Genomic DNA, 18,837 nt, shown 5'->3' on the forward strand with positions numbered 1-18,837 from the left:
CACCGGTGCTCCGGGCGGGGCCCTTCCCGTACGGTCACGTCCGTGGTCCGGGCCCGCCGGGCTTCCTGCGGGAGCCCGGGGACGCGGGCACGAGGGTCAGCCGGCCGGTTCGGGCGGGCCGTCGACCGCGTCGCCCTCCGGCACGGGGTCGGGCACGGTGTTCTGCGAGGTCTCGGTGGGCCGCGGGTCCTCCGGCTGCGGTGCGCTCGGTGTGAGCACGAACAGCAGGACGAGCAACCCCGCGGTGACCGCCGCGATCAGCCCGCAGGCGACCCACGGTTTCCAGCTCCGCAGCCCCGGGTCGGCCGGGGCGTCGGGGTCATCGGTTCCGAAGGCCTCCAGGCGTCCGGCAAGCTCAGGAGCATCCTCGCTGAGCTGCTTCTCTATCTGCGCGAGGATTCTGCGCTCGTGCTCTCTCAGGGACATGGAACCCTCCTCGACCGCAGGGGGAAGGACTGTCGTCACCGGGTGTCCTACAGTCTCCCCCAGGTGAGGGTCGGATATCCAAGTGTCCACAGGATTTCCGTACCTGTTTTTCGCGGTTGGGACCGAAGAGTACCGTTTGTCCCAGCATGCGAGAGCCCTATGTCACCAGGTGGCGGGGCGCGGATCCTGATACCCGGGTCACCCCAGGTCAAGCGGGTCAGCCCGGATAGCACTCGACCTCGGAGGCCTTGACCCCCGCCCAGACCGTGTCGCCGCGAGAGAGTCCGAGTTCGGCCAGGGCCGCTGGGGTGATGTCCGCGACCAGGGACGGCGGCCCGTCCAGGTGCACCCGGACCTGGTCGCCGAAGCGTTCGATCCCGTCGACGGTCAGCCGCCACACGTTGCGCGTGCTGCCGTGCGGGTGCTCCGGGTACAGGGCCACCGCGCGCGGCGGGAAGGCCACCAGGGCAGGGCCGTGGTGCGGCTCGCGCACCGTCACCAGGGCAGGACCGTCGGGGGTCCACCCCTCTGCGGCTTCGCCGGGGTCCTGGCCGTCCAGGACCACCGTCTCCCCCTCGCCCCGCCCCTGGAAGAGGTTGAGCCCGACCAGCCGGGCGACATAGGAGGTCCGCGGCCGCCGCGCCACCTCGGCGGGCTCGCCCCGCTGTACGACCCGCCCCGACTCGATCACCGCGATGCGGTCGGCCAGCACCATGGCGTCCAGCGGGTCGTGGGTGACCAGCACGGTCACACCGTCGAAGTCCTCCAGCAGATGGCGCAGGCGGGACCGGACGTCGATGCGGGTGCTGGCGTCCAGCGCCGCCATCGGCTCGTCCAACAGGAGTAGCCGCGGGCGGACCGCCAGCGCGCGGGCCAGGGCGACCCGCTGGGCCTGCCCGCCGGAGAGCTGCCGGGGTTTCGACTGGGCGTGCGCGCCCAGGTCCATGTGTTCGAGCAGTTCACCGGCCCGGGCACGCGCCTCGGACCTACCCGCGCCCTGGCAGCGCGGACCGAAGGCGACGTTCTCCAGCGCGCTCATGTGCTCGAAGAGCAGGTAGTCCTGGAAGACCATGCCGATGGGGCGGCACTCGACGGCGGTGGTGGTCTCGTCCGCGCCGTCCACCAGCACGTGTCCGCCGGTCAGCGGGACCAGCCCGGCCAGGGCGCGCAGCGCCGAGGACTTGCCCGCTCCGTTGGGGCCCAGCAGGGCGAGGATCTCCCCCGGCCCGGCGGTCAGGCTCACGTCGAGGGTGAAGTCGCCGCGCCGCACGCGCAGCTCGGCCTCGAGGGCGGGGGCGCGGGCAGGGCCCGCGACGGGGTTGGCGGGCTGGTCTGTCGGCCTCATGCGGTGCTCATCCACCTCTCGCGCAGGGTGGCCAGAACCACCAGGGTCACCAGGAGCAGGACCAGGCTGAGCACGATCGCCGCCTCGGGGTCGCGCTGCATGGCCATGTACACCGCCAGCGGCATGGTCTGGGTGGTGCCGGGGAAGTTCCCGGCGAAGGTGATGGTCGCCCCGAACTCACCGAGGGCGCGCGCCCAGCACAGCACCGCTCCGGCACCGATGCCGGGCAGGACCATGGGAAGGGTGACTCGGGTGAAGATCGTGACGCGGCTGGCGCCGAGGGTGGCCGCGGCCTCCTCGTAGCGGCGGTCGGCCCCGCGCAGGGCGCCCTCCACGCTGATCACCAGGAAGGGCATGGCAACGAACACCTGGGCTATGACCACGGCGGCAGAGGTGAAGGGCAGGGTCAGCCCGAACCAGGCGTCCAGGTACTGGCCGACCAGCCCGTTGCGGCCCAGCACGATCAGCAGGGCCACACCACCCACCACCGGCGGGATCACCAGGGGGACGGTGACCAGGGCTCGCACGAACCGGCGGCCGGGGAACTCGGTACGGGCCAGCAGCCAGGCCAGGGGGACGCCGATGATCAGCGAGACGACGGTGGCCACGGTGGCGGTGGACAGTGACAGCCACAGGGCGGCGAGCACGTCGGGGTCGGTGACGCGGGCGCCCATGGTGGTCCAGGGCGCGCGGATGAGCATCCCCGCGAAGGGCAGGACCAGGAAGAGGACACCGATGACCGCGGGGAGGACGAGGATCCAGGGGATCCGGCCGGTCTTGGCCCGGGAGGCGCGCGTGCGCGGTGTAGGCGCGCCCCCGGCGTTCCCGGACCTGCTGGGTGCGGCGGTGGTCACGGGGCACCGAACCCCGCGTCGTCGAGGACGGCCGCGCCCTCGGCGGAGGTGACCGCCTCGATCCAGGCGGCGGCGAGCTCGGGGTCGGCGGAGTTGGCGAGCACGCCGATCGGGTAGCCGTTGATCGCTTCCTCGGCCTCGGGGAAGTCCAGGCCCTCGACCCTGCCCTCGGCGGAGATGACGTCCGTGGCGTAGACCAGTCCGGCGTCGACCTCGTTCATCTCGACCTTGGTCAGCACCGAGCGGACGTCTTCCTCGTAGGTGACCGGGGTGACGTCCAGGCCGGAGGCCTCCAGGGCGGCCGCCGCGGCTGCACCGCAGGGCACCTCCTCCGCGCAGAAGGCCGCCTGCACGTCGTCCCCGGCCAGGTCAGCCAGGCTCTCGATCCCGGCGGGGTTTTCCGGCGGTACGGCGATCTGGAGGGTGTTGGTGACGAAGACCAGCCCGTTCTCGCCGTTCTCGGCGGCCCAGTCGGCGTCCAGGCCCTCGCCCTCCACGACCTGCTCCATGGTGGAGGTGTCGGCGGCGGCGAGCACGTCGGCGGGCGCGCCGGAGTTGATCTGCTGGACCAGTTCGCTGCTGCCCGCGAAGTTGAGGGTGATCTCGACGTCGGGGTGCCGCTCCTCGAAGTCCTCGGCGATCTCGGCGAAGACGTCGGTGAGGGAGGCGGCGGCCATGACGGTGAGCTCACCGCTCAGGGCGCCGCCGTCTCCGTTCTCCTCAGCGGCCTCGTCGGGCCCGGTGTCCTCGGCGCCGCAGGCGGTCAGGACGACGAGGGCACTGGCGGCGGCGAACCCGGTGACCGGTCCGTGGCGGCGACCGGTGAAGCGGTGTGCGGGACGGCTGGGGGCGGTGTCACGCATGGTGTTCTCCGGTGGTCTCGATGATGACGTTCGTGGACTTGACCACGGCCGTGGCCGGGCTTCCGACCTCCAGACCGAGCTCGTCTGCGGCCTCGCGGCTCATCAGGGAGACCACCCGGTGCGGTCCGGCCTGGATCTCGACGGCGGCCATGACGTGGTCGCGGATCACGTTGGTGACCAGGCCCTGGAAGCGGTTGCGGGCGGAGGAGACACGACGGTCGGGGTCGTCGTCGGCCCCTGCCCGCATGAACGCCGCGAGTTCGGCACCGTCCAGCTGGCGGCGCCCGGAGGCGTCGCGGGTGGCGGCCAGGCGGCCGGAGTCGACCCAGCGGCGTACGGTATCGGCGCTGACACCGAGCAGGTCGGCGGCCTCGCTGATCTGGAAGGTCGGCATGTGGAGAACCTACTACTCGCAAATGCAAGGGAGTTATGTTTTTATGCCTAGCAAATCATAACTTTTTCACCGTTCATTTGGTGGATGTGACAGTGCTGATCCGACAGGTGGACGCACGGAAACGGGCCCGCCCCCGTGTGTGCGGGAGCGGGCCCGTTCGGCCTGCTGCTCTGTCCGGTGGTGCCGCGTGGCCCCGTGTGGCCCGTCGGTCAGGTGCGCGGGTCCGCGATCTCGCTGACCGGCCCCTCGGCGCGGTAGTCGTCCAGGGCGGTGACCACGTAGCCGGCGCCGTCCTCCAGGGGAGCGCTGTCGGTCAGGGCGGACTCACCGGTCATGCCGACCAGGTTCCCCGGGGCCAGCGCGGCGCAGTAGGCCTCGTCATCGCCGCCTTCCAGGGCCTGGGCGGCCTCGGCTGGCAGGCGGTAGACCGCGTAGAAGCGGGCGCCCTCGATGGCCTGCCACTCGACCTCGACAGTCTCGTCCCCGGCCTGGGCGGTGACCCCGGTCGGCGCGCCGACCCGGGCCCCCTCACCCTCGGGCGAGTCGATCACCGGGGGCAGCGCGGGCTGGGCGTAGTGGTTCTCCAGCAGGTGGTTCACCGCGCCGGGGTTGTCCCGCATGCTCTTGATGGAGAAGTAGATGTCCCCCATGACCTGCTCGTTCTCACTCGAGTAGTCGAGCTGGGTGCTCAGCGCGTCGTCGCCGGTCCAGCCGCTCTCACCCAGGCGGTAGGCGCCTTGGCCCACGTACAGGTCGACGTCGGTGCCCTCGACCTCGTTGGCCCACCAGTCGGTCAGGGCCTCGTAGTCGGCGGTGGAGAAGCCCCGCTCCCAGTACAGCTGGGGAGCGACGTAGTCGACGGTGCCTTCCTGGATCCAGGTACGGGTGTCCGCGTACTGGGCGTCGTAGGACTGCAGACCGGAGCTGGGCGAGCCGCTGGGGTCGGTGGCGTCGTTGCGCCAGATGCCGAACGGGGAGACGCCGAAGCTCACCCAGGGCTTGGTCTCCTGGATCTGGCCGTGTACGTCACGCATGAGCTGGTCGACGTTGTCCCGGCGCCAGTCGCCGCGGTCGTCGAAGTCGCCGCCGTGCGCCTGCCAGCTGGCGTCGTCGTCGAAGGTCGCGCCGTCCTGCGGGTAGGGGTAGAAGAAGTCGTCGAAGTGCATGCCGTCGATGTCGTAGCGCTCGACCACGTCCATGATGACGGCGGTGACCCACTCGCGGACCTCGGGGTTGCCCGGGTCGACGTAGGCCTCCTTGCCGAAGTCGACCAGCCAGTCGGGGTTCTGCTTGACGGGGTGGTCGTCGGCGAGGTTCTCGATGTCCGGGTCCTGCAGGCCCACGCGGTAGGGGTTGAACCAGGCGTGCATCTCCAGGCCGCGCTTGTGGGCCTCCTCGACCGCGTACTCGAGCGGGTCGTAGCCGGGGTCCCCGCCCTGCTCACCGGTGAGGTAGCGGGCCCAGGGCTCCAGCTCGGAGTCGTACACCGCGTCGGCGGTGGGCCGCGCGTGCAGGAAGACGGCGTTCAGGCCCATCTCGACGGACTCGTCCAGCCACTGGTCGAGTTCGGCCTTCTGCTCGTCGGCGGACAGGCCCGGCTCGGAGGGCCAGTCGATGTTGCGGACGGTGGTGAGCCAGGCGCCCCGCATCTCGCGCTTGTCGCCGTCGGTGCCGCACGTGGCGGGGGCCGCGATGCCCTCTCCGCCGGGTGCGGGGGCGTCGGCCTCGGAACCGCTCTCCTTGCTGGAGCATCCGGCCAACAGCACAGTGGTCGCGGCGGCAGCCGCCGCCCACCGGGCCCCGGCGCGCGGCGTGGTCACGGCCCGTGCCATGGAACGCATCAACAGTTCTCCTCTGAGAAGTTCGCGCACCGCCGTCCCCCTGGCGCCACGCCGCGACCCAGAGTAGACCAAGATGTCAATTTTCGGACACGATTCGGCCAATGTGTGGATAACGTCGCACATCATGGCTCGCGGGAATGTTTCCGCAGGTCAACGAAACACCGTTGACGAGGGGCCTCGGGCTTCGTACACCCTCCGGCAGGCAAAGAATCCCCTTCCCCGGGGATCCCTGCCGGGAACAGAGCGTGGAGGAGGGCTCGCTCCGGGCCACGACGAAGGGATCCGGGCGGAGCGCGAACCTCCAAGGGCATGGCCGGGGCCCGTACCCCGGGTCCTAGAATCGGGTCCCGTGAACACCGAGCTGAGCCCACCGAAGCTGTTCGTCCGTACCGTCCCCCTGCGCGACCGGGCCGACAGCCTCGTCCGACGTCTGCCCGCCGGCACCCCTCTGGCCTGGCTGACCGGCGACGACGGCATAGTGGGCTGGGGTGAGGCCACCCGCTTGGACCCGGCGCCGCAGCCCGAGGGCACCCCGCCCACCGACACCACCCGGTTCGTCGAGGCGACCACCTGGGCGCACGGCTTGCTGGAGCACGCCGAGGTCGAGGACGAGGTGAACCTGCCCGGCACCGGCCTGGTCACCTTCGGCACGTTCACGTTCACGCCCACCTCGCGGGGCTCGGCGCTGATCGTGCCGCGCGTGGTCGTGGGCCGCCGGGAGGGGCGTACCTGGCTGACCACCGTCACCGACGAACCCGGCGCGCACCCCGAGGAGCTGCTGCGCCCCCACCCGGCGCCCCGACCGGTCGGGCCCGTGGAGTGGCGGCCCGGGTCGCTCACCCGTGAGGAGTGGATGGGCGCGGTGGCCGGAACGGTCGAGCGCATCCGCGCCGGTGAGCTGGAGAAGGCCGTGCTGGCCCGGGACTCCTTCGCCGAGGCGGACTCCCCCATCGACGTCCGCGTGCTGCTGGAGCGGCTGCGCACGCGCTTCCCCGCCTGTTTCACCTTCTCCGTCGGCGGCATGGTCGGCGCCACCCCCGAGCTGCTACTGCGCCGCGAGGGTGACCAGCTCACCTCCCTGGTCCTGGCCGGGACCCGCCCCCGGGGCGGGGACGCCGGGGCCGACCACCAGCTGGGCCAGGAGATGCTGGCCTCGGCCAAGGACATCGAGGAACACGGGCTGGCGGTGGACTCGCTGCGCACCGCGCTGGAGCCGCTCGCCGAGGAGCTCGTGGTGCCCGCCTGGCCGCACCTGCTCAAACTCGCCAATGTCCAGCACCTGGCCACCCGCGCGTACGCCCGGCTCGCCCCCGGGGTCTCGGCGCTGGACGCGGTGGCCGCGCTGCACCCCACTGCCGCCGTGGGCGGCACCCCGACCGACACGGCGATGCGCCTCATCGCCGAGGTCGAGGGCATGGACCGGGGCGGGTACGCCGGGCCGGTGGGGTGGCTCGACGGCGCGGGCAACTCCGAGTGGGGGATCGCGCTGCGCTGTGCCCACGTGGACGGCTCACGCGCGCGGCTGTACGCGGGCGGCGGGATCGTGGCTGGTTCGGATCCCGCCTCGGAGGTCGCCGAGGCCGAGTCCAAGTTCCGGGTGATGCGCGAAGCCCTCACCGACCCCGAGGCCTGAGCCCCTCGGGCCGGGCCCCGTCCAAGGGGCGGCGCGACTTTTCACATGCGGGAAACATCGCTGCGGCATGCTCGTGCGCATGAACGTTGAGCTGGTCCCCTGGGACCATCCCGGGGCCGCCGAACTACGCGCAGGCCAGCGGCGGGAGATCGCCGAACGCTACGGCACCCCCGACTCCGAACCGGGCAGCCCGCCCTCCGCCGGCGACATCGCGGTGTTCGCGCTGGTGCGCGACGACGCCGGAACCGCCGTGGGCTGCGGTGGCCTGCGCGACCTGGGCGACGGGGTCGGCGAGGTCAAGAGGATGTACGTGCTGCCCAAGAGCCGCGGCTCAGGAGCGGCCACCGTGCTGCTGCACGCCCTGGAGGAATGGGCACGCGGTCAGGGCTGGAAGTGCCTGCGGCTGGAGACCGGCGACCGCCAGCCGGACGCGGTGCGCTTCTACACCAGGTCGGGGTACACACCCATCGCCCCCTTCGGGGCCTACGCGGACGAGCCCACCTCACTGTGTTTCGAGCGGGTGCTCTAGAAGGGTCGCCCTCAACGCCGGAGATCTTGCTACCAGTGGCAAGTTCGCCGATCTCGCTCCTGGTAGCAAGGTCATCCCGGGTCGGTAGCCGAACCGTCCCCGGGGCGTGCTGGCTGCACGCACCCGGGGCCGGGATCAGGTGCCGATGTCGCGGCCGCCCTTGTGCCAGGCGCACACGACCGACGGGCGCGGGAAGTCGCCGTCGGGCCACACGCTGGTGGGCGCCTCCACCGTGCCGTTCTCCCCCGGGTGCTGTGGGGCGAGGAAGACGGTCTTCTGGTCCTCGGTGATCAGCGGGCCACAGGTCTCGGCCTCGACCGGGACGGTGGCGAAGGTGCGCAGCTCGCCGCGGAAGCGCCCCTCCATCGGAACCACGTGCAGGGCGTCGTTGATGCCCAGGCTCCCCGGCTGGCCGTCGGTGGCGATCCACAGATTGCCGTGCTTGTCGAAGGCCACGTTGTCGGGGGCCGAGATCGGCATGACCTTGGACTTGTCGTACCCGGCGTAGTAGGTGTCCTCGTCCTCGGGGTTCCCGCAGACGATGGGCACGTTCCAGGTGAAGGTGGTGGCGGCGGAGTCCGCTCCGTCCTCGATGATCTCCAGGATGTGACCGTACTTGTTGGGGCCGCGCGGGTTGGGCTCGTCGGCCTGGCCGGGCTCCCGAGCGCTGTTGTTGGTCAGGGCGCAGTAGACCTTGCCGGTGGCCGGGCTGGGCTCGAAGTCCTCGGGGCGGTCCATCTTGGTGGGACCGACCTTGTCGGCTGCCAGGCGGGTGTGGATCAGCACCTCCGCCACGGAGAAGCCCTCGACGAAGCTCTCGGTGTCGGTGCACAGCGGAATCCACTCACCGGTGCCGTCGAACTCGCCGTCCGAGGGCAGAGTGCCGCTACCGTCGATCTCCTCCTCGGGGCTGTTGCCCTCCAGACGGGCCACGTACAGCGTTCCGGTGTCCAGCAGCGTCATGTTGTGCTTGCGGGATCCCTCGACGAACTTCTTGGCGCTGACGAACTTGTACATGTAGTCGAAGCGCTCGTCGTCACCCATGTAGGCGGCCACCCGGCCGTCCTCGGTGAGGTTGACGTTGGCGCCCTCGTGCTTGAACCGGCCCAACATGGTGCGCTTGACTGGGGTGGAGTCCGGGTCGTGCGGGTCGATCTCCACGATGTAGCCGAAGCGGTTGGCCTCGTTGGGGTGCTTGGCCAGGTCGAAGCGCTCGTCGACGCGGTCCCAGCGTCGGCCGCTGTATCCGCTCCGGAGGCCGTAGCGGGAGTTCGCCTCGGTGGCGGGGGCGCCGACGAAGTACTGGTGGAAGTTCTCCTCGCCGCTGAGGATGGTGCCCCAGGGCGTCATGCCGCCCGCGCAGTTGTTGAGGGTGCCCAGGACACGGGTTCCCTCAGGGTCGGCCTCGGTGCGCAGTAGCTGGTGCCCGGCTGCGGGACCGGCTACGCGGAACGGGGTGTCGGGCGTGATGCGGCGGTTGAAGGAGCGCGCTCCCTCGGTCACCAGTTTCCACTGGCCGGTGCCGTACACCCGCTCCAGCTCGACCACCGAGCCGCCGTGGGCGGCCATCGCCACGCGGATCCACTCCAGGTCGGCGTCCCCGCCGCCGGAGTAGCCCGCGAACATCAACCCCTCGTTGGTGTACTCGTGGTTGACCCACAGCAGCCCGTGGTCGTCGTCGAGGGTGAAGAAGCCGACGTAGTCGCAGTTGTAGCCGAACTGCTGGGCCTGGGCCTCGCCGGTCTGGTTCTCGAAGTCGAACTCGGGAGCTCCGGGCAGCACCGGGTCGCCCCAGCGGATGATGACGTGGTGGTCGTAGCCTCCGGGAACGGAGACCTGGTCCAGGTTGTTGGGCTGGACGCTCTTGAAGGTGGGGCGCGGCGAGGGGTGCGGACGGTTGGGGCCTCTTTCCGCGGCGGCCGGGCTCAGGGCCGCCAGTCCCAGGGCACTGGCCCCGGCGCCGACCGCGGCGCCCTTGAGCGCGGTGCGGCGGGAGAGCACGCCCTGGAAGATGTCACCGAAGTAGGCGTTGTCGCTCTTGTTGGGCGCGGGGTGGAAACAGGCGTTGCCACAGCGGTACTCGCAGGTCTTGGGGGAACGTCCACCCCCGACTCCGAGCAGGGGCAGGAGTCGGCGGCGGGGCGCGGATGGGGTCACACGTTCTCCTCGGGGATCGTGACCGCTCACGCGCCCCGGCACGGGCTGCGGGGCTCCGCTCAGGGGCGCGGAAGCGATCGTGCAGGAGGTCCTGCCTGGTCGCTCACGACCCTGGCCGAGGTTTCACACTCTCCGGTGAAACCCGGGTGAACGCACCTACAACTCCCCCCGGATGTCAGGAATAGTCGCATAGAGTAGTTGCGTGAACACTCACCGTCGGACCTTGTGGTGATCCTCGCCTACCCGCTCACGAACGTCCACCAGCCTCGCCCGGGTCGGCCCCGCGTGTTTCCTCGCGGTTTCCACCCGGGCGCGCGCTGACGTGCTCCCCGTGTCGCGGTGGTCGGGTGGCGGCCCAGCAGCCGGGCGACGTCCCCGGCGGGGCCCGGGGACGTCGCGACCGCCGAGTTCCACGACGCTGGCGCGCGGGCGCATGAGGCGGCCCGGGACGCCGGCGACTTCCACGCCCGTCGAGCTGGGGCTCGAATTGACGGACGTCCTCAACCGCCGACCTGACAGACACGAGAGGCAGTGGACACCAGTGCCCGCTCCTCGCGCGAAGGCAGTTCGTGGCTGGCCCGGCCACGGCCGCCTTCTCCATGGACACACCGCACGGGGGTCGGGACGATTGGGCGTTCCCCGCTCCTCCAGACGGAGTTCTCCCACAGGACACGCCGGTGTCAATCAATGGAGCGACGGTGGGAAGTGCGTTCCGGGTATTGATTTGCGAATGCCCGGGCGATCTCCTACCGCGTCCGGGTTGTTCGCTTCTTGGCGGACTGCCCGGCCGAGAGAAAACAGGATTGGCAGCGGAAGCGGATCCGGGCGAAGAACACCGGGTCATTTTGTCCTGCCGTAATCAGAGGAGCACTGTGCCTGATACCTCCCGGATCATTGCTGGTTACCCCCACCCCCGCCCCAGCAGCGATGTGATGCGCCGAACCGCGCTGCGTTGCGCCGCGGCCCTGGCCGCCGGATCCGCGATGGCCGTTTTCGGTTTCGCGGGTGCGGCGAGCGCCGACTCCGCGACCGCCGGTCCCCCAGGTCCGCCGCACGGCCCGGATGTCCTGGACGTCGCCCACCGCGGAGCATCCGGTTACGCTCCGGAGAACACCCTCGCGGCCATCGAGGTGGCCGCCGAACTCGGCGCGAGTACCGTCGAGACCGACGTGCAGCGCACCGCGGACGGTGAGCTCGTCTTCATGCACGACGTGGACCTGACCCGGACCACGAACGTCGAAGAGGTCTATCCGGACCGGGACTCCTACGCTGTCGGCGACTTCACCTTGGCGGAGATCCGCGAGCTCGACGCCGGATCCTGGTTCGGCGAGGAGTTCGAGGGCGAGCCGGTGCCCACCCTGCAGGAGGGGCTGGACCTCATGAAGAAGCTGCGCCTCGGTTTCCTCCTGGAGATCAAGGCGTCCGCGAACCACCCCGGCATCGAGGTGGACATCGCCGAGGTCCTCCACAGGAACCCGTGGTTCCTCTCGCCGGGGTCGCTGCCCGGGAAGCCCGGATATGACCGCCTGGCGATCCAGGACTTCAACTGGGAGGTCGTGGAGAGTTCACGCGAGCTCTACCCGCGCCATGTCCCGCACGGACTGTTGGGGGTCGTGCCCGTGGACGAGCTCGAGGACTACTCGTGGGCCGACCAGGTCAATCCGAACCACAACCGGATCGACGGCGACTACGTCCAAGCCGTGCATGAGGCGGGCATGGAGGTCCACACCTACACGATCAACGACCGCGAGGGCATGCAGCGGGCGATCGACTGGGGTGTGGACGGCATCATCACCGACTACGTCGACGTGCTGCTGGAGGTCCTGGACGGCTCCCCCTCAGCCGTCGCCTAACCCCCGCCAGACGGTGCGGGCTCCGTCAGGCCGGGACGAAGCCCGCGATCGGTCTCCGGGTGAGGGCACCGACCGGTGAGTCTCAGTGTCGCGCGCGGCCGACCGGAACGATGAGGGGGCCGCCCGATACCGGGTCCTCGGTGACGACGGCATCCAGGTCGAAGGCCTCGCGCAGGAGTTCGGGGGTGAGGACCTCGGCGGGGGTTCCGCTGGCCACCACCCGCCCGTCTCGCATGGTGATGATCGTGTCGGCGTAGCGAGCGGCCAGGTTCAGGTCGTGCAGGACCATCACGATCGTGCGGCCGCCCTGCTGGTGCAGGTCGCGGACCAGGTCCAGGACGTCCACCTGGTGGACCAGGTCCAGAAAGGTGGTGGGTTCGTCCAGCAAGAGGAGGTCCGTGCCCTGGGCGAGGACCATCGAGATCCACGCGCGTTGGCGCTGACCGCCGGACAGCTCCTGGAGCGGAGTGTCGGCGAACTCCAGCAGACCGGTCTGTTCCAGGGCGGCGGACACCGCCTGGTGGTCGTCGCCCGACCACTGCCGGTACCAGCGCTGGGAGGGGTGGCGGCCGCGGGCGACGAGGTCGGCGACGGTGAGGCCCTCGGGCGCGGTCGGCTGCTGCGGGAGGACGCCCAGCACCTGGGCGACCTCGCGGGTGGGCACCTGGTGGATGTCGCGGCCGTCGAGCTCCACCACTCCGGCGCGCGGGCGCATGAGGCGGCCCAGGGCACGCAGCAGCGTGGATTTTCCGCAGCCGTTGGGGCCGATCACGCAGGTGACGGTGCCCCCGACGATGTCGGTGTCCAGGCCGTCGACGATGGCGCGCTCGTCGTAGGCCAGCGTGAGGCCGCGGGCACCGAGCCGTGTGGGGGGCGTGTCCGATGCCGTGGCCGGGGCGGGAGGGGTCTTCTGAGTGGTCACGCCTGGACCTTTCGGTTGCCGCGGACGAGCAGGTACACGAGGTAGAGGGCGCCCAGGCAGCCGGTGACGATGCCGACCGGGAGCTGGACGGTGCCGAAGAGGTTGCGGGCCGCCAGATCGGCGGCGGCCACCAGGGCGGCACCGACCAGGGCCGAGAGCAGGACGGGCGGGCGCGCGGTGCGGCCCAGTCTCAGGGCGATCTGCGGGGCTGCCAGCGACACGAACAGGATGGGTCCGGCCGCCGAGGTGCCGAAGGCCGCCAGCAGCACGGCCAGGACCAGCATGCCGGTGCGGGCCGGTTCCAGGCGCACGCCCAGGCTTCGGGTGACGTCGTCGCTGAAGGACAGGGCGTCCAGGGTGCGCGCGGCGACCAGGGCCAGCGGCAGCAGGACGGCCAGGGCGATCGCGACCGGAACGGCGTGCGCCCAGGTCCGCATGCTCAGGGAACCCGCGATCCAGACCATGGCCCGGCCGCTGTCGTTGACCTCGCCGAGGGTGAGCATCCAGACGGTGAGGTTCATCAGGACCGTGGAGACGCCCACACCCACCAGGAGCAGGCGGAAGCCGTCGATCCCGTTCCGCCAGGCGAGGCCGTAGCAGAGCACCCCGGCGGCCAGTCCGCCGATCAGGGCGACGGCGGGTACGCCGATCTGGGCGAGCGGTCCGCTGATGATTCCGTAGCTGCCGCCGAAGGCCATCACCGCGACCACGCCCGCGCTGGCGCCGTGGGTGACCCCGAGCAGGTCGGGACTGGCCAGCGGGTTGCGCATGATCGCCTGGGTGATGGCCCCGGCGGCGGCCAGCGCGGCTCCGGCCAGCAGGCCGACCACCACGCGCGGCATCCGGACCCGCCAGATGGTGAAGTACTCGTCGTAGCTGGCGCCGACGACGTTGGCCCACACCTGGCCGGGGGCGACGAACACGTCGCCGACGGACAGGTTCAGTCCGGTCAGGGCCACGATGGCCAGGGCGGTCAGGGCACAGACGGCGACCAGGCGCGGACGGAGCCGGATCGCGAGCGGTCCCAGGGTGACCGCCCTGGCCCGGCGCGCCAGGGGGTCGCGCCCGGATGCGGGTTCGAGTGTGGCGGTCACAGCGCGAACAACCTCCGGCGGCGGACGATGTGGATGAAGAAGGGCGCGCCCACCAGGGCCAGGACCACCCCGACCTGGAGCTCACCCGGCGGGGCGAGGAAGCGTCCCAGGACGTCGGCGCTCAGAAGGAGGACCGCTCCCATGAGGGCGGAGTAGGGGATCAGCCAGCGGTAGTCGGCGCCGACGATCCCCCGGGCCAGGTGCGGCACGATCAGCCCGACGAAGGCGATGGGGCCGCAGGCCGCGACGGTGATGCCGGTCAGGAGGGTGATGGCGACCAGGCCGACCAGCCGGGCCCGGCCGATCTGGAACCCCAGGGCGCGTGCGGTGTCCTCGCCCAGGGCCAGGGCGTTCAGGGCGCGGGCGTTGGCCAGGGCGAGCACGGTTCCGACCAGGACGACGGGGGCCATCTGCGGGATGATCGAGGGGTCGCGGCCGACCAGGGAACCCACCCGCCAGAAACGGAAGCTCTCCATGGTGGACTGGTCGAGCAGGACCATGCCGGAGGCCACGGAGTAGGCGAGCCAGCTCACGGCGGTTCCGGCCAGTGCCAGGGTGACGGGGGTGGGGCCGCGCCCGGGCACGGAGGCGACCGCGTAGACCAGGACCACGGCCGCGCCCGCCCCGGCGAAGGCGAACCAGGCCTGGGTGTGCAGGGCGGTGATACCGAGGAAGTAGATGCCGGTGACCACCGCGAGGGCGGCGCCGAAGGTGACCCCGAGGATGCTGGGGTCGCCCAGGGGGTTGCGGGTGTGGCCCTGCATGAGGGCTCCGCCCAGGCCGAGACTGATCCCGGCCAGGAGACCGAGCACGGTGCGGGGCACACGGATCTCGTTGACGATGGTGTTGGCTTCGGGCCCCGCGTCGGCGGTCAGGGCCTGCCACACGGTGGCCGGGTCGAGGGTGCGCGCGCCCACCAGCACACTGGCCGAGACGGCCGCCGCCAGCAACACGACAAGCAGCACCAGCCCGGCGACGCGACGGGACCTGCGGGCCGCGACGGCGGAACGCCCGGACGCGGCGGCGGCCGGTTCCACGCGCTGGCTCACCGGGTCTCCTCTCATGAACGTGATCCCCAAGGCAAAAGCCAGGCAGCCCTAAGTTAGGTTTGCCTGGCCATACTTGGATGATCTAAGTTTGCCACGTTCCACACCCGCGAAGCACACTCGCTGGTCTTTTGTCACGTTCTGGCAGTTCGTCGCGGTAGGACGGCACCGGAACCACCTTCACCTCCTCGGGAGCCCCGACCATGACCACCCTCGCTCTCCCCCGCCGTTCGGGCCTGGCCGCCCTGGCCGCGGCCTCCTCCCTGGCTCTGCTCACCGCCTGCGGCGCGAGCGGCCCCGACGGGGGCGGCACCGACAACGGCCGCGAGGCGTCCGAGGGATTCCCGCTGACCGTCGAGCACGCCATGGGAGAGACCGAGATCCCCACGGAGCCCGAGCGGGTCCTGCCGCTGGACTTCACCTACGTGGACGCCGCCCTGGCCCTGGGCGGCAACGTGGTGGGCTACACCCAGATCGCCGAGAACCAGGACGCGCTGCCCGAGTACCTGTTCGAGAGCGGCTGGAACACCGGCGACGCCTCCGGAGCCGAGTCCGTGGGCCTGTTGTGGGAGATCAGCCCCGAACTGGTCGCGCAGGCCGAGCCCGACCTGATCCTGTCCGCCGAGGTCCGGCACGGCGACGGCTACGAACAGCTCACAGAGGTCGCCCCCACGGTCATGTCCGTGGACACCGGCGCCTCGTGGAAGGAGAACCTGCTCCTGACCGGCGAGGCCATGGGTCAGGCCGAGGAGGCCGAGCGCCTGCTCACCGAGTTCGAGGACCGAGCGGCCGCCATCGGCGAGGAGATCTCCGAGGCCCACGACGGCGAACTGCCCACCGTGTCCGTGGTCCGCTTCGCGGGCGACGCGGAGGGCGTGCGCCTGTACACCCGCAACTCCTACATCGGTGTGGTCCTGGACGACCTCGGCCTGCCCGCCAGCGAGCACACCGAGACCGACTCCACGGAGATCGCGACCTACCACAGCCCCGAGCGCCTGCTCGACCTGGACGCCGACCAGATCCTGGTGGCCACCTACGACGACGGCGCGGGCGAGGTCGACGAGGCCAAGGACGACTACGTCACCAATCCTCTGTGGGACCAGCTGGAGGGCGAGAAGACCGAGGTCGACGACGCCTACTGGATGTCCGGCGTCGGCCTGATCTCCGCCCACGCGGTCCTGGACGACATCGCCGAGATCTTCGGCGTCGCCCCCCAGCGGTAGCCCGTAGCGGCCTTGAAACCGGCTCTCCGGGCCCGTGGTGGGCGAACTTCCGCGGGTCCTGGTGCATGCTCGGGGTAGGGCAATCCGCGAAAAGCACCGCCAGGGACAACGGGGACGGCTACCGTGAGCGACGAGAACGATCCGACGGCCGAAGGCAGTCACATGTCCGCTCCGACAGTGGCCGAGCAACAGGCGCCAGAGTTCGAAGACGCCGTGGTCCTCCCCATGCCGCCGCAGGACGGTTTCACCGCTGACGACCTTGACCGCATCCCGGATCTTCCGCCGCATACCGAACTCATCGACGGAAACCTGGTGCTGGCGCGCCCGCAGAAGCTGTTCCACATGCTGGTCCTCCAACTGTTGGAGGGCGCCCCCAAGACCCATGTTCCCGACGGGCTCCGGGTGGCGAGAGAGTTCTCCGCCAAGCTAGCCGAACGGCAGCGGCCGGAGCCTGACCCGCTTCTGGTCCGCTCCGCGGCGTTCCGGGAACTGGAACAGACCTGGTTCCCGCCAGAAGCGGTCGAACTGGCGGTCGAGGTGGTCTCCCCTGAGTCGCAGATCAGGGACCGCGAGCGCAAGCCCGAGCTCCACGCCCGCGCTGGCGCGCGTTTCTACTGGCGGATCGAGCAGGACGGCGGCGACGCGGTGGTCTACGAGTACGAGAAGGACCCGGCCAGCCCCTCGGGTGGCTACGGCAAGCCGACCGTCCACCGAAAGACGCTCAGGACCTCCGCTCCCCTGGGGTGGGAGTTCGACCTGACGGACATTGTGAACCGCTGACCTGACGGACGGGGGGCGGTACCGAATCGATCGGTGCCGCCCCTGTGCGTGTGGACGCCCCGTCAGGGCAGGGCGTTGACCGCCGTGTCCACCGCGTCCTGGATACGGCGGCGCAGGGCCGCGCTCCCCGCCCGGGTGGTGCAGACCTCGACGATGCGCAGGCCCTCGCCGAGGAGGGCCTTGGGCAGGTCGGTGGCCCACTCGACCCTGGTGTAGGGCAGGTCGGCGACGGCCGCGACCTTCTCCATGGAGACGCCGTGGGGAGTGCCGAACACTCTCTCGAAATCGGGGTGGCCCGCCTGTTCCAGGCCGGAGAAGATACCGCCGCCGTCGTTGTTGACCACGATGATCGCCAGGTCGGGACTGGGTTCGCCCGGGCCGATGATCAGGCCGTTCTGGTCGTGCAGCATCGCCAGGTCGCCCAGCAGGGCGTAGGCCTGGCCGCCGTCCTCGGACTGGTGGGCCAGGGCGGCGCCGATCGCGGTGGAGACCGTGCCGTCGATCCCGCTCACCCCGCGGTTGCCGACCAGGCGCACGCCGCAGCGGGCGCGCATGGTGGCGTCGAGGTCGCGGATGGGCATGCTCGAACCGGCGAAGAGCAGGGATCCGGCGGCCAGCTGAGAGACCAGGTCGCGGGCCAGGCGGGGTTCGGAGAGCGCTTCGTCGGCGTCCAGGACCCCGTCGACTGCCTCGCGGGCGGTGGCCTCGGCCCTTTCCCACGCACGCGACCAGTCGGTGCGGCGGGGCTCCTCCCAGCTGAGGCCGGCGGGCGGGGCGACGGCCGCCACCACGTCGGTGGCGGTACGCGCGGGGTCGGAGAAGGCGTTGGCCAGGCTCGCGGCCGGGTCACCGAGCGCTCCGGCGGTGACCACCACGTGGCGTTCGGCGCGGCGCAGGTAGGCCAGGATCTGCCGGGACAGGTTGGGCCGTCCCACGCTCACGACCAGCTCGGGGGTGTGCTCGGCAGCGAACCCGGGCGAGGCCAGCAGCTGGCGGTAGGTGGACACGGCGCCGACCCGGCGGGCGTTGGAGGTGGGCTCGGCCAGCAGCGGCCAGCCGGTCACCTCGGACAGCGCCAGGAACGGCACCGGGTCGTAGTCACCGTCACCGCAGACGATCACACCGCGTTCCACGTCCGGCAGGACCAGCGGCGCGGGTTCGGTCAGGGGGCCGGGCCGGGAGATCCACGGGCCGTTGTCCCCACGCCCGTCCAGGGGGGCCGTCCAGGTCGGGGCGACGGCGGGCTCGTCCGGGGTGAGCGGCTCACGGAAGGCCACGTTGAGGTGGACCGGGCCGGGGCGGCCGCCGATCGCCGCACCCCAGGCGCGACAGCACAGCGAACGCCAGTACGCCACCATGCCGGGGACCGGGTCGGGGGTGCCGACCTCGGCGAACATGCGCACGGCACCGCCGTACAGACCGATCTGGTCCACCGTCTGGTTGGCTCCGGTACCGCGCAGCTCCGGCGGCCGGTCCGCGGTGAGCACCAGCAGCGGAACCCCGCTCTCGTCGGCCTCCATCACCGCCGGATGGAAGTTGGCGGCCGCCGTACCGGAGGTGCACACCACCGCCACCGGCCGACGCGAGGCACGGGCCAGTCCCAGGGCCAGGAAGGAGGCGGAGCGCTCGTCCACCCGCACATGAACCCGGATACCGGGGTGGGCGACCAGGGCCAGGGCCAGGGGCGTCGAGCGCGACCCGGGCGCGACGACGGCCTCGGCCAGCCCGCAGCGGGCGAGCTCGTCGACGAGGACCCGCGCCAGGGCGGTAGACGGATTCATCAAAATCTTTCGTTCGTCAGGGTGTGTACCAGTATCACCGCGCGGTCCGACCCGACCGCACGACCCCGGCCCTTCCAGTGAACCCCGTTCGGTGGC

General features: G+C 71.1%; 16 protein-coding genes. 5 read left to right on the plus strand and 11 right to left on the minus strand.

Annotated features, from left to right (window positions below):
- Window positions 1-96 precede the first annotated feature (96 nt).
- The 6 genes from NE857_RS19795 to NE857_RS19820 all read right to left on the minus strand — a co-directional run bounded on the left by NE857_RS19795 (window position 97) and on the right by NE857_RS19820 (window position 5,723).
- Complete coding sequence (locus NE857_RS19795) at window positions 97-426, minus strand: DUF3040 domain-containing protein (protein WP_254417140.1); 330 nt, start codon at window positions 424-426, stop codon at window positions 97-99.
- Window positions 427-643: 217 nt separating this feature from the next.
- Window positions 644-1,771 (minus strand): ABC transporter ATP-binding protein, encoded by a 1,128-nt coding sequence (locus NE857_RS19800; RefSeq protein ID WP_254417141.1) that lies wholly within the window; start codon window positions 1,769-1,771, stop codon window positions 644-646.
- A complete protein-coding gene (locus tag NE857_RS19805; protein ID WP_425572058.1) occupies window positions 1,768-2,625 on the minus strand; it encodes an ABC transporter permease in 858 nt (285 codons plus the stop codon). Before NE857_RS19805 ends, NE857_RS19800 begins: the two co-directional genes overlap by 4 nt.
- Window positions 2,622-3,488 (minus strand): molybdate ABC transporter substrate-binding protein, encoded by an 867-nt coding sequence (gene modA, locus NE857_RS19810; protein ID WP_254417142.1) that lies wholly within the window; start codon window positions 3,486-3,488, stop codon window positions 2,622-2,624. The genes NE857_RS19805 and modA overlap by 4 nt, the downstream gene beginning before the upstream one ends.
- Window positions 3,481-3,882: a TOBE domain-containing protein gene (locus tag NE857_RS19815; protein WP_254417143.1), complete on the minus strand. Its 402-nt coding sequence runs from the start codon at window positions 3,880-3,882 to the stop codon at window positions 3,481-3,483. Before NE857_RS19815 ends, modA begins: the two co-directional genes overlap by 8 nt.
- A gap of 209 nt (window positions 3,883-4,091) precedes the next feature.
- On the minus strand, window positions 4,092-5,723 hold the full coding sequence (locus NE857_RS19820; RefSeq protein ID WP_254417144.1) for a glycoside hydrolase family 10-like protein: 1,632 nt from the start codon (window positions 5,721-5,723) through the stop codon (window positions 4,092-4,094).
- Window positions 5,724-6,072: 349 nt separating this feature from the next.
- On the opposite strand from NE857_RS19820, the gene NE857_RS19825 reads away from it, so the two are divergent.
- Together NE857_RS19825 and NE857_RS19830 are read left to right on the plus strand one after the other, a co-directional pair.
- Window positions 6,073-7,356, plus strand: a complete 1,284-nt coding sequence (locus tag NE857_RS19825; protein ID WP_254417145.1) for an isochorismate synthase — start codon at window positions 6,073-6,075, stop codon at window positions 7,354-7,356.
- A gap of 79 nt (window positions 7,357-7,435) precedes the next feature.
- Window positions 7,436-7,885, plus strand: a complete 450-nt coding sequence (locus tag NE857_RS19830; RefSeq protein WP_254417146.1) for a GNAT family N-acetyltransferase — start codon at window positions 7,436-7,438, stop codon at window positions 7,883-7,885.
- 135 nt (window positions 7,886-8,020) lie between these two features.
- Here NE857_RS19830 and NE857_RS19835 read toward each other — a convergent pair whose 3' ends face one another.
- Window positions 8,021-10,042: a PhoX family protein gene (locus NE857_RS19835; RefSeq protein ID WP_254417147.1), complete on the minus strand. Its 2,022-nt coding sequence runs from the start codon at window positions 10,040-10,042 to the stop codon at window positions 8,021-8,023.
- Window positions 10,043-10,914: 872 nt separating this feature from the next.
- Between NE857_RS19835 and NE857_RS19840 the strand changes: the two genes are divergently transcribed.
- Window positions 10,915-11,895, plus strand: a complete 981-nt coding sequence (locus NE857_RS19840; RefSeq protein WP_254417148.1) for a glycerophosphodiester phosphodiesterase — start codon at window positions 10,915-10,917, stop codon at window positions 11,893-11,895.
- Between the two features lie 82 nt (window positions 11,896-11,977).
- Here NE857_RS19840 and NE857_RS19845 read toward each other — a convergent pair whose 3' ends face one another.
- From NE857_RS19845 to NE857_RS19855, 3 genes are read right to left on the minus strand one after another with little or no spacing between them, the layout of a single operon-like run.
- A complete protein-coding gene (locus NE857_RS19845) occupies window positions 11,978-12,817 on the minus strand; it encodes an ABC transporter ATP-binding protein (protein ID WP_184364605.1) in 840 nt (279 codons plus the stop codon).
- Window positions 12,814-13,911, minus strand: a complete 1,098-nt coding sequence (locus NE857_RS19850; protein ID WP_184364607.1) for a FecCD family ABC transporter permease — start codon at window positions 13,909-13,911, stop codon at window positions 12,814-12,816. Before NE857_RS19850 ends, NE857_RS19845 begins: the two co-directional genes overlap by 4 nt.
- Window positions 13,908-14,960 (minus strand): FecCD family ABC transporter permease, encoded by a 1,053-nt coding sequence (locus NE857_RS19855; RefSeq protein ID WP_254417149.1) that lies wholly within the window; start codon window positions 14,958-14,960, stop codon window positions 13,908-13,910. The genes NE857_RS19850 and NE857_RS19855 overlap by 4 nt, the downstream gene beginning before the upstream one ends.
- Before the next feature lie 200 nt (window positions 14,961-15,160).
- On the opposite strand from NE857_RS19855, the gene NE857_RS19860 reads away from it, so the two are divergent.
- Both NE857_RS19860 and NE857_RS19865 read left to right on the plus strand, forming a co-directional pair.
- The gene (locus tag NE857_RS19860) at window positions 15,161-16,180 is read left to right on the plus strand and encodes an ABC transporter substrate-binding protein (protein ID WP_254417150.1); all 1,020 of its coding nucleotides are present in this window, start codon (window positions 15,161-15,163) and stop codon (window positions 16,178-16,180) included.
- Between the two features lie 162 nt (window positions 16,181-16,342).
- Window positions 16,343-16,960: a Uma2 family endonuclease gene (locus NE857_RS19865; protein WP_254422040.1), complete on the plus strand. Its 618-nt coding sequence runs from the start codon at window positions 16,343-16,345 to the stop codon at window positions 16,958-16,960.
- 62 nt (window positions 16,961-17,022) lie between these two features.
- Here NE857_RS19865 and menD read toward each other — a convergent pair whose 3' ends face one another.
- Window positions 17,023-18,741 (minus strand): 2-succinyl-5-enolpyruvyl-6-hydroxy-3-cyclohexene-1-carboxylic-acid synthase, encoded by a 1,719-nt coding sequence (menD, locus tag NE857_RS19870; protein ID WP_254417151.1) that lies wholly within the window; start codon window positions 18,739-18,741, stop codon window positions 17,023-17,025.
- Window positions 18,742-18,837: the final 96 nt, after the last annotated feature.

The organism is Nocardiopsis exhalans, assembly GCF_024134545.1.
GTDB lineage: Bacteria > Actinomycetota > Actinomycetes > Streptosporangiales > Streptosporangiaceae > Nocardiopsis > Nocardiopsis exhalans.

Coding starts and splice junctions, on each gene's coding strand:
- NE857_RS19795 (WP_254417140.1), bottom strand. CDS start 426: ATGTCCCTGAGAGAGCACGAGCGCAGAATCCTCGCGCAGATAGAGAAG.
- menD (WP_254417151.1), bottom strand. CDS start 18,741: ATGAATCCGTCTACCGCCCTGGCGCGGGTCCTCGTCGACGAGCTCGCC.
- NE857_RS19815 (WP_254417143.1), bottom strand. CDS start 3,882: ATGCCGACCTTCCAGATCAGCGAGGCCGCCGACCTGCTCGGTGTCAGC.
- NE857_RS19865 (WP_254422040.1), top strand. CDS start 16,343: ATGTCCGCTCCGACAGTGGCCGAGCAACAGGCGCCAGAGTTCGAAGAC.
- NE857_RS19800 (WP_254417141.1), bottom strand. CDS start 1,771: ATGAGGCCGACAGACCAGCCCGCCAACCCCGTCGCGGGCCCTGCCCGC.
- modA (WP_254417142.1), bottom strand. CDS start 3,488: ATGCGTGACACCGCCCCCAGCCGTCCCGCACACCGCTTCACCGGTCGC.
- NE857_RS19860 (WP_254417150.1), top strand. CDS start 15,161: ATGACCACCCTCGCTCTCCCCCGCCGTTCGGGCCTGGCCGCCCTGGCC.
- NE857_RS19820 (WP_254417144.1), bottom strand. CDS start 5,723: ATGCGTTCCATGGCACGGGCCGTGACCACGCCGCGCGCCGGGGCCCGG.
- NE857_RS19830 (WP_254417146.1), top strand. CDS start 7,436: ATGAACGTTGAGCTGGTCCCCTGGGACCATCCCGGGGCCGCCGAACTA.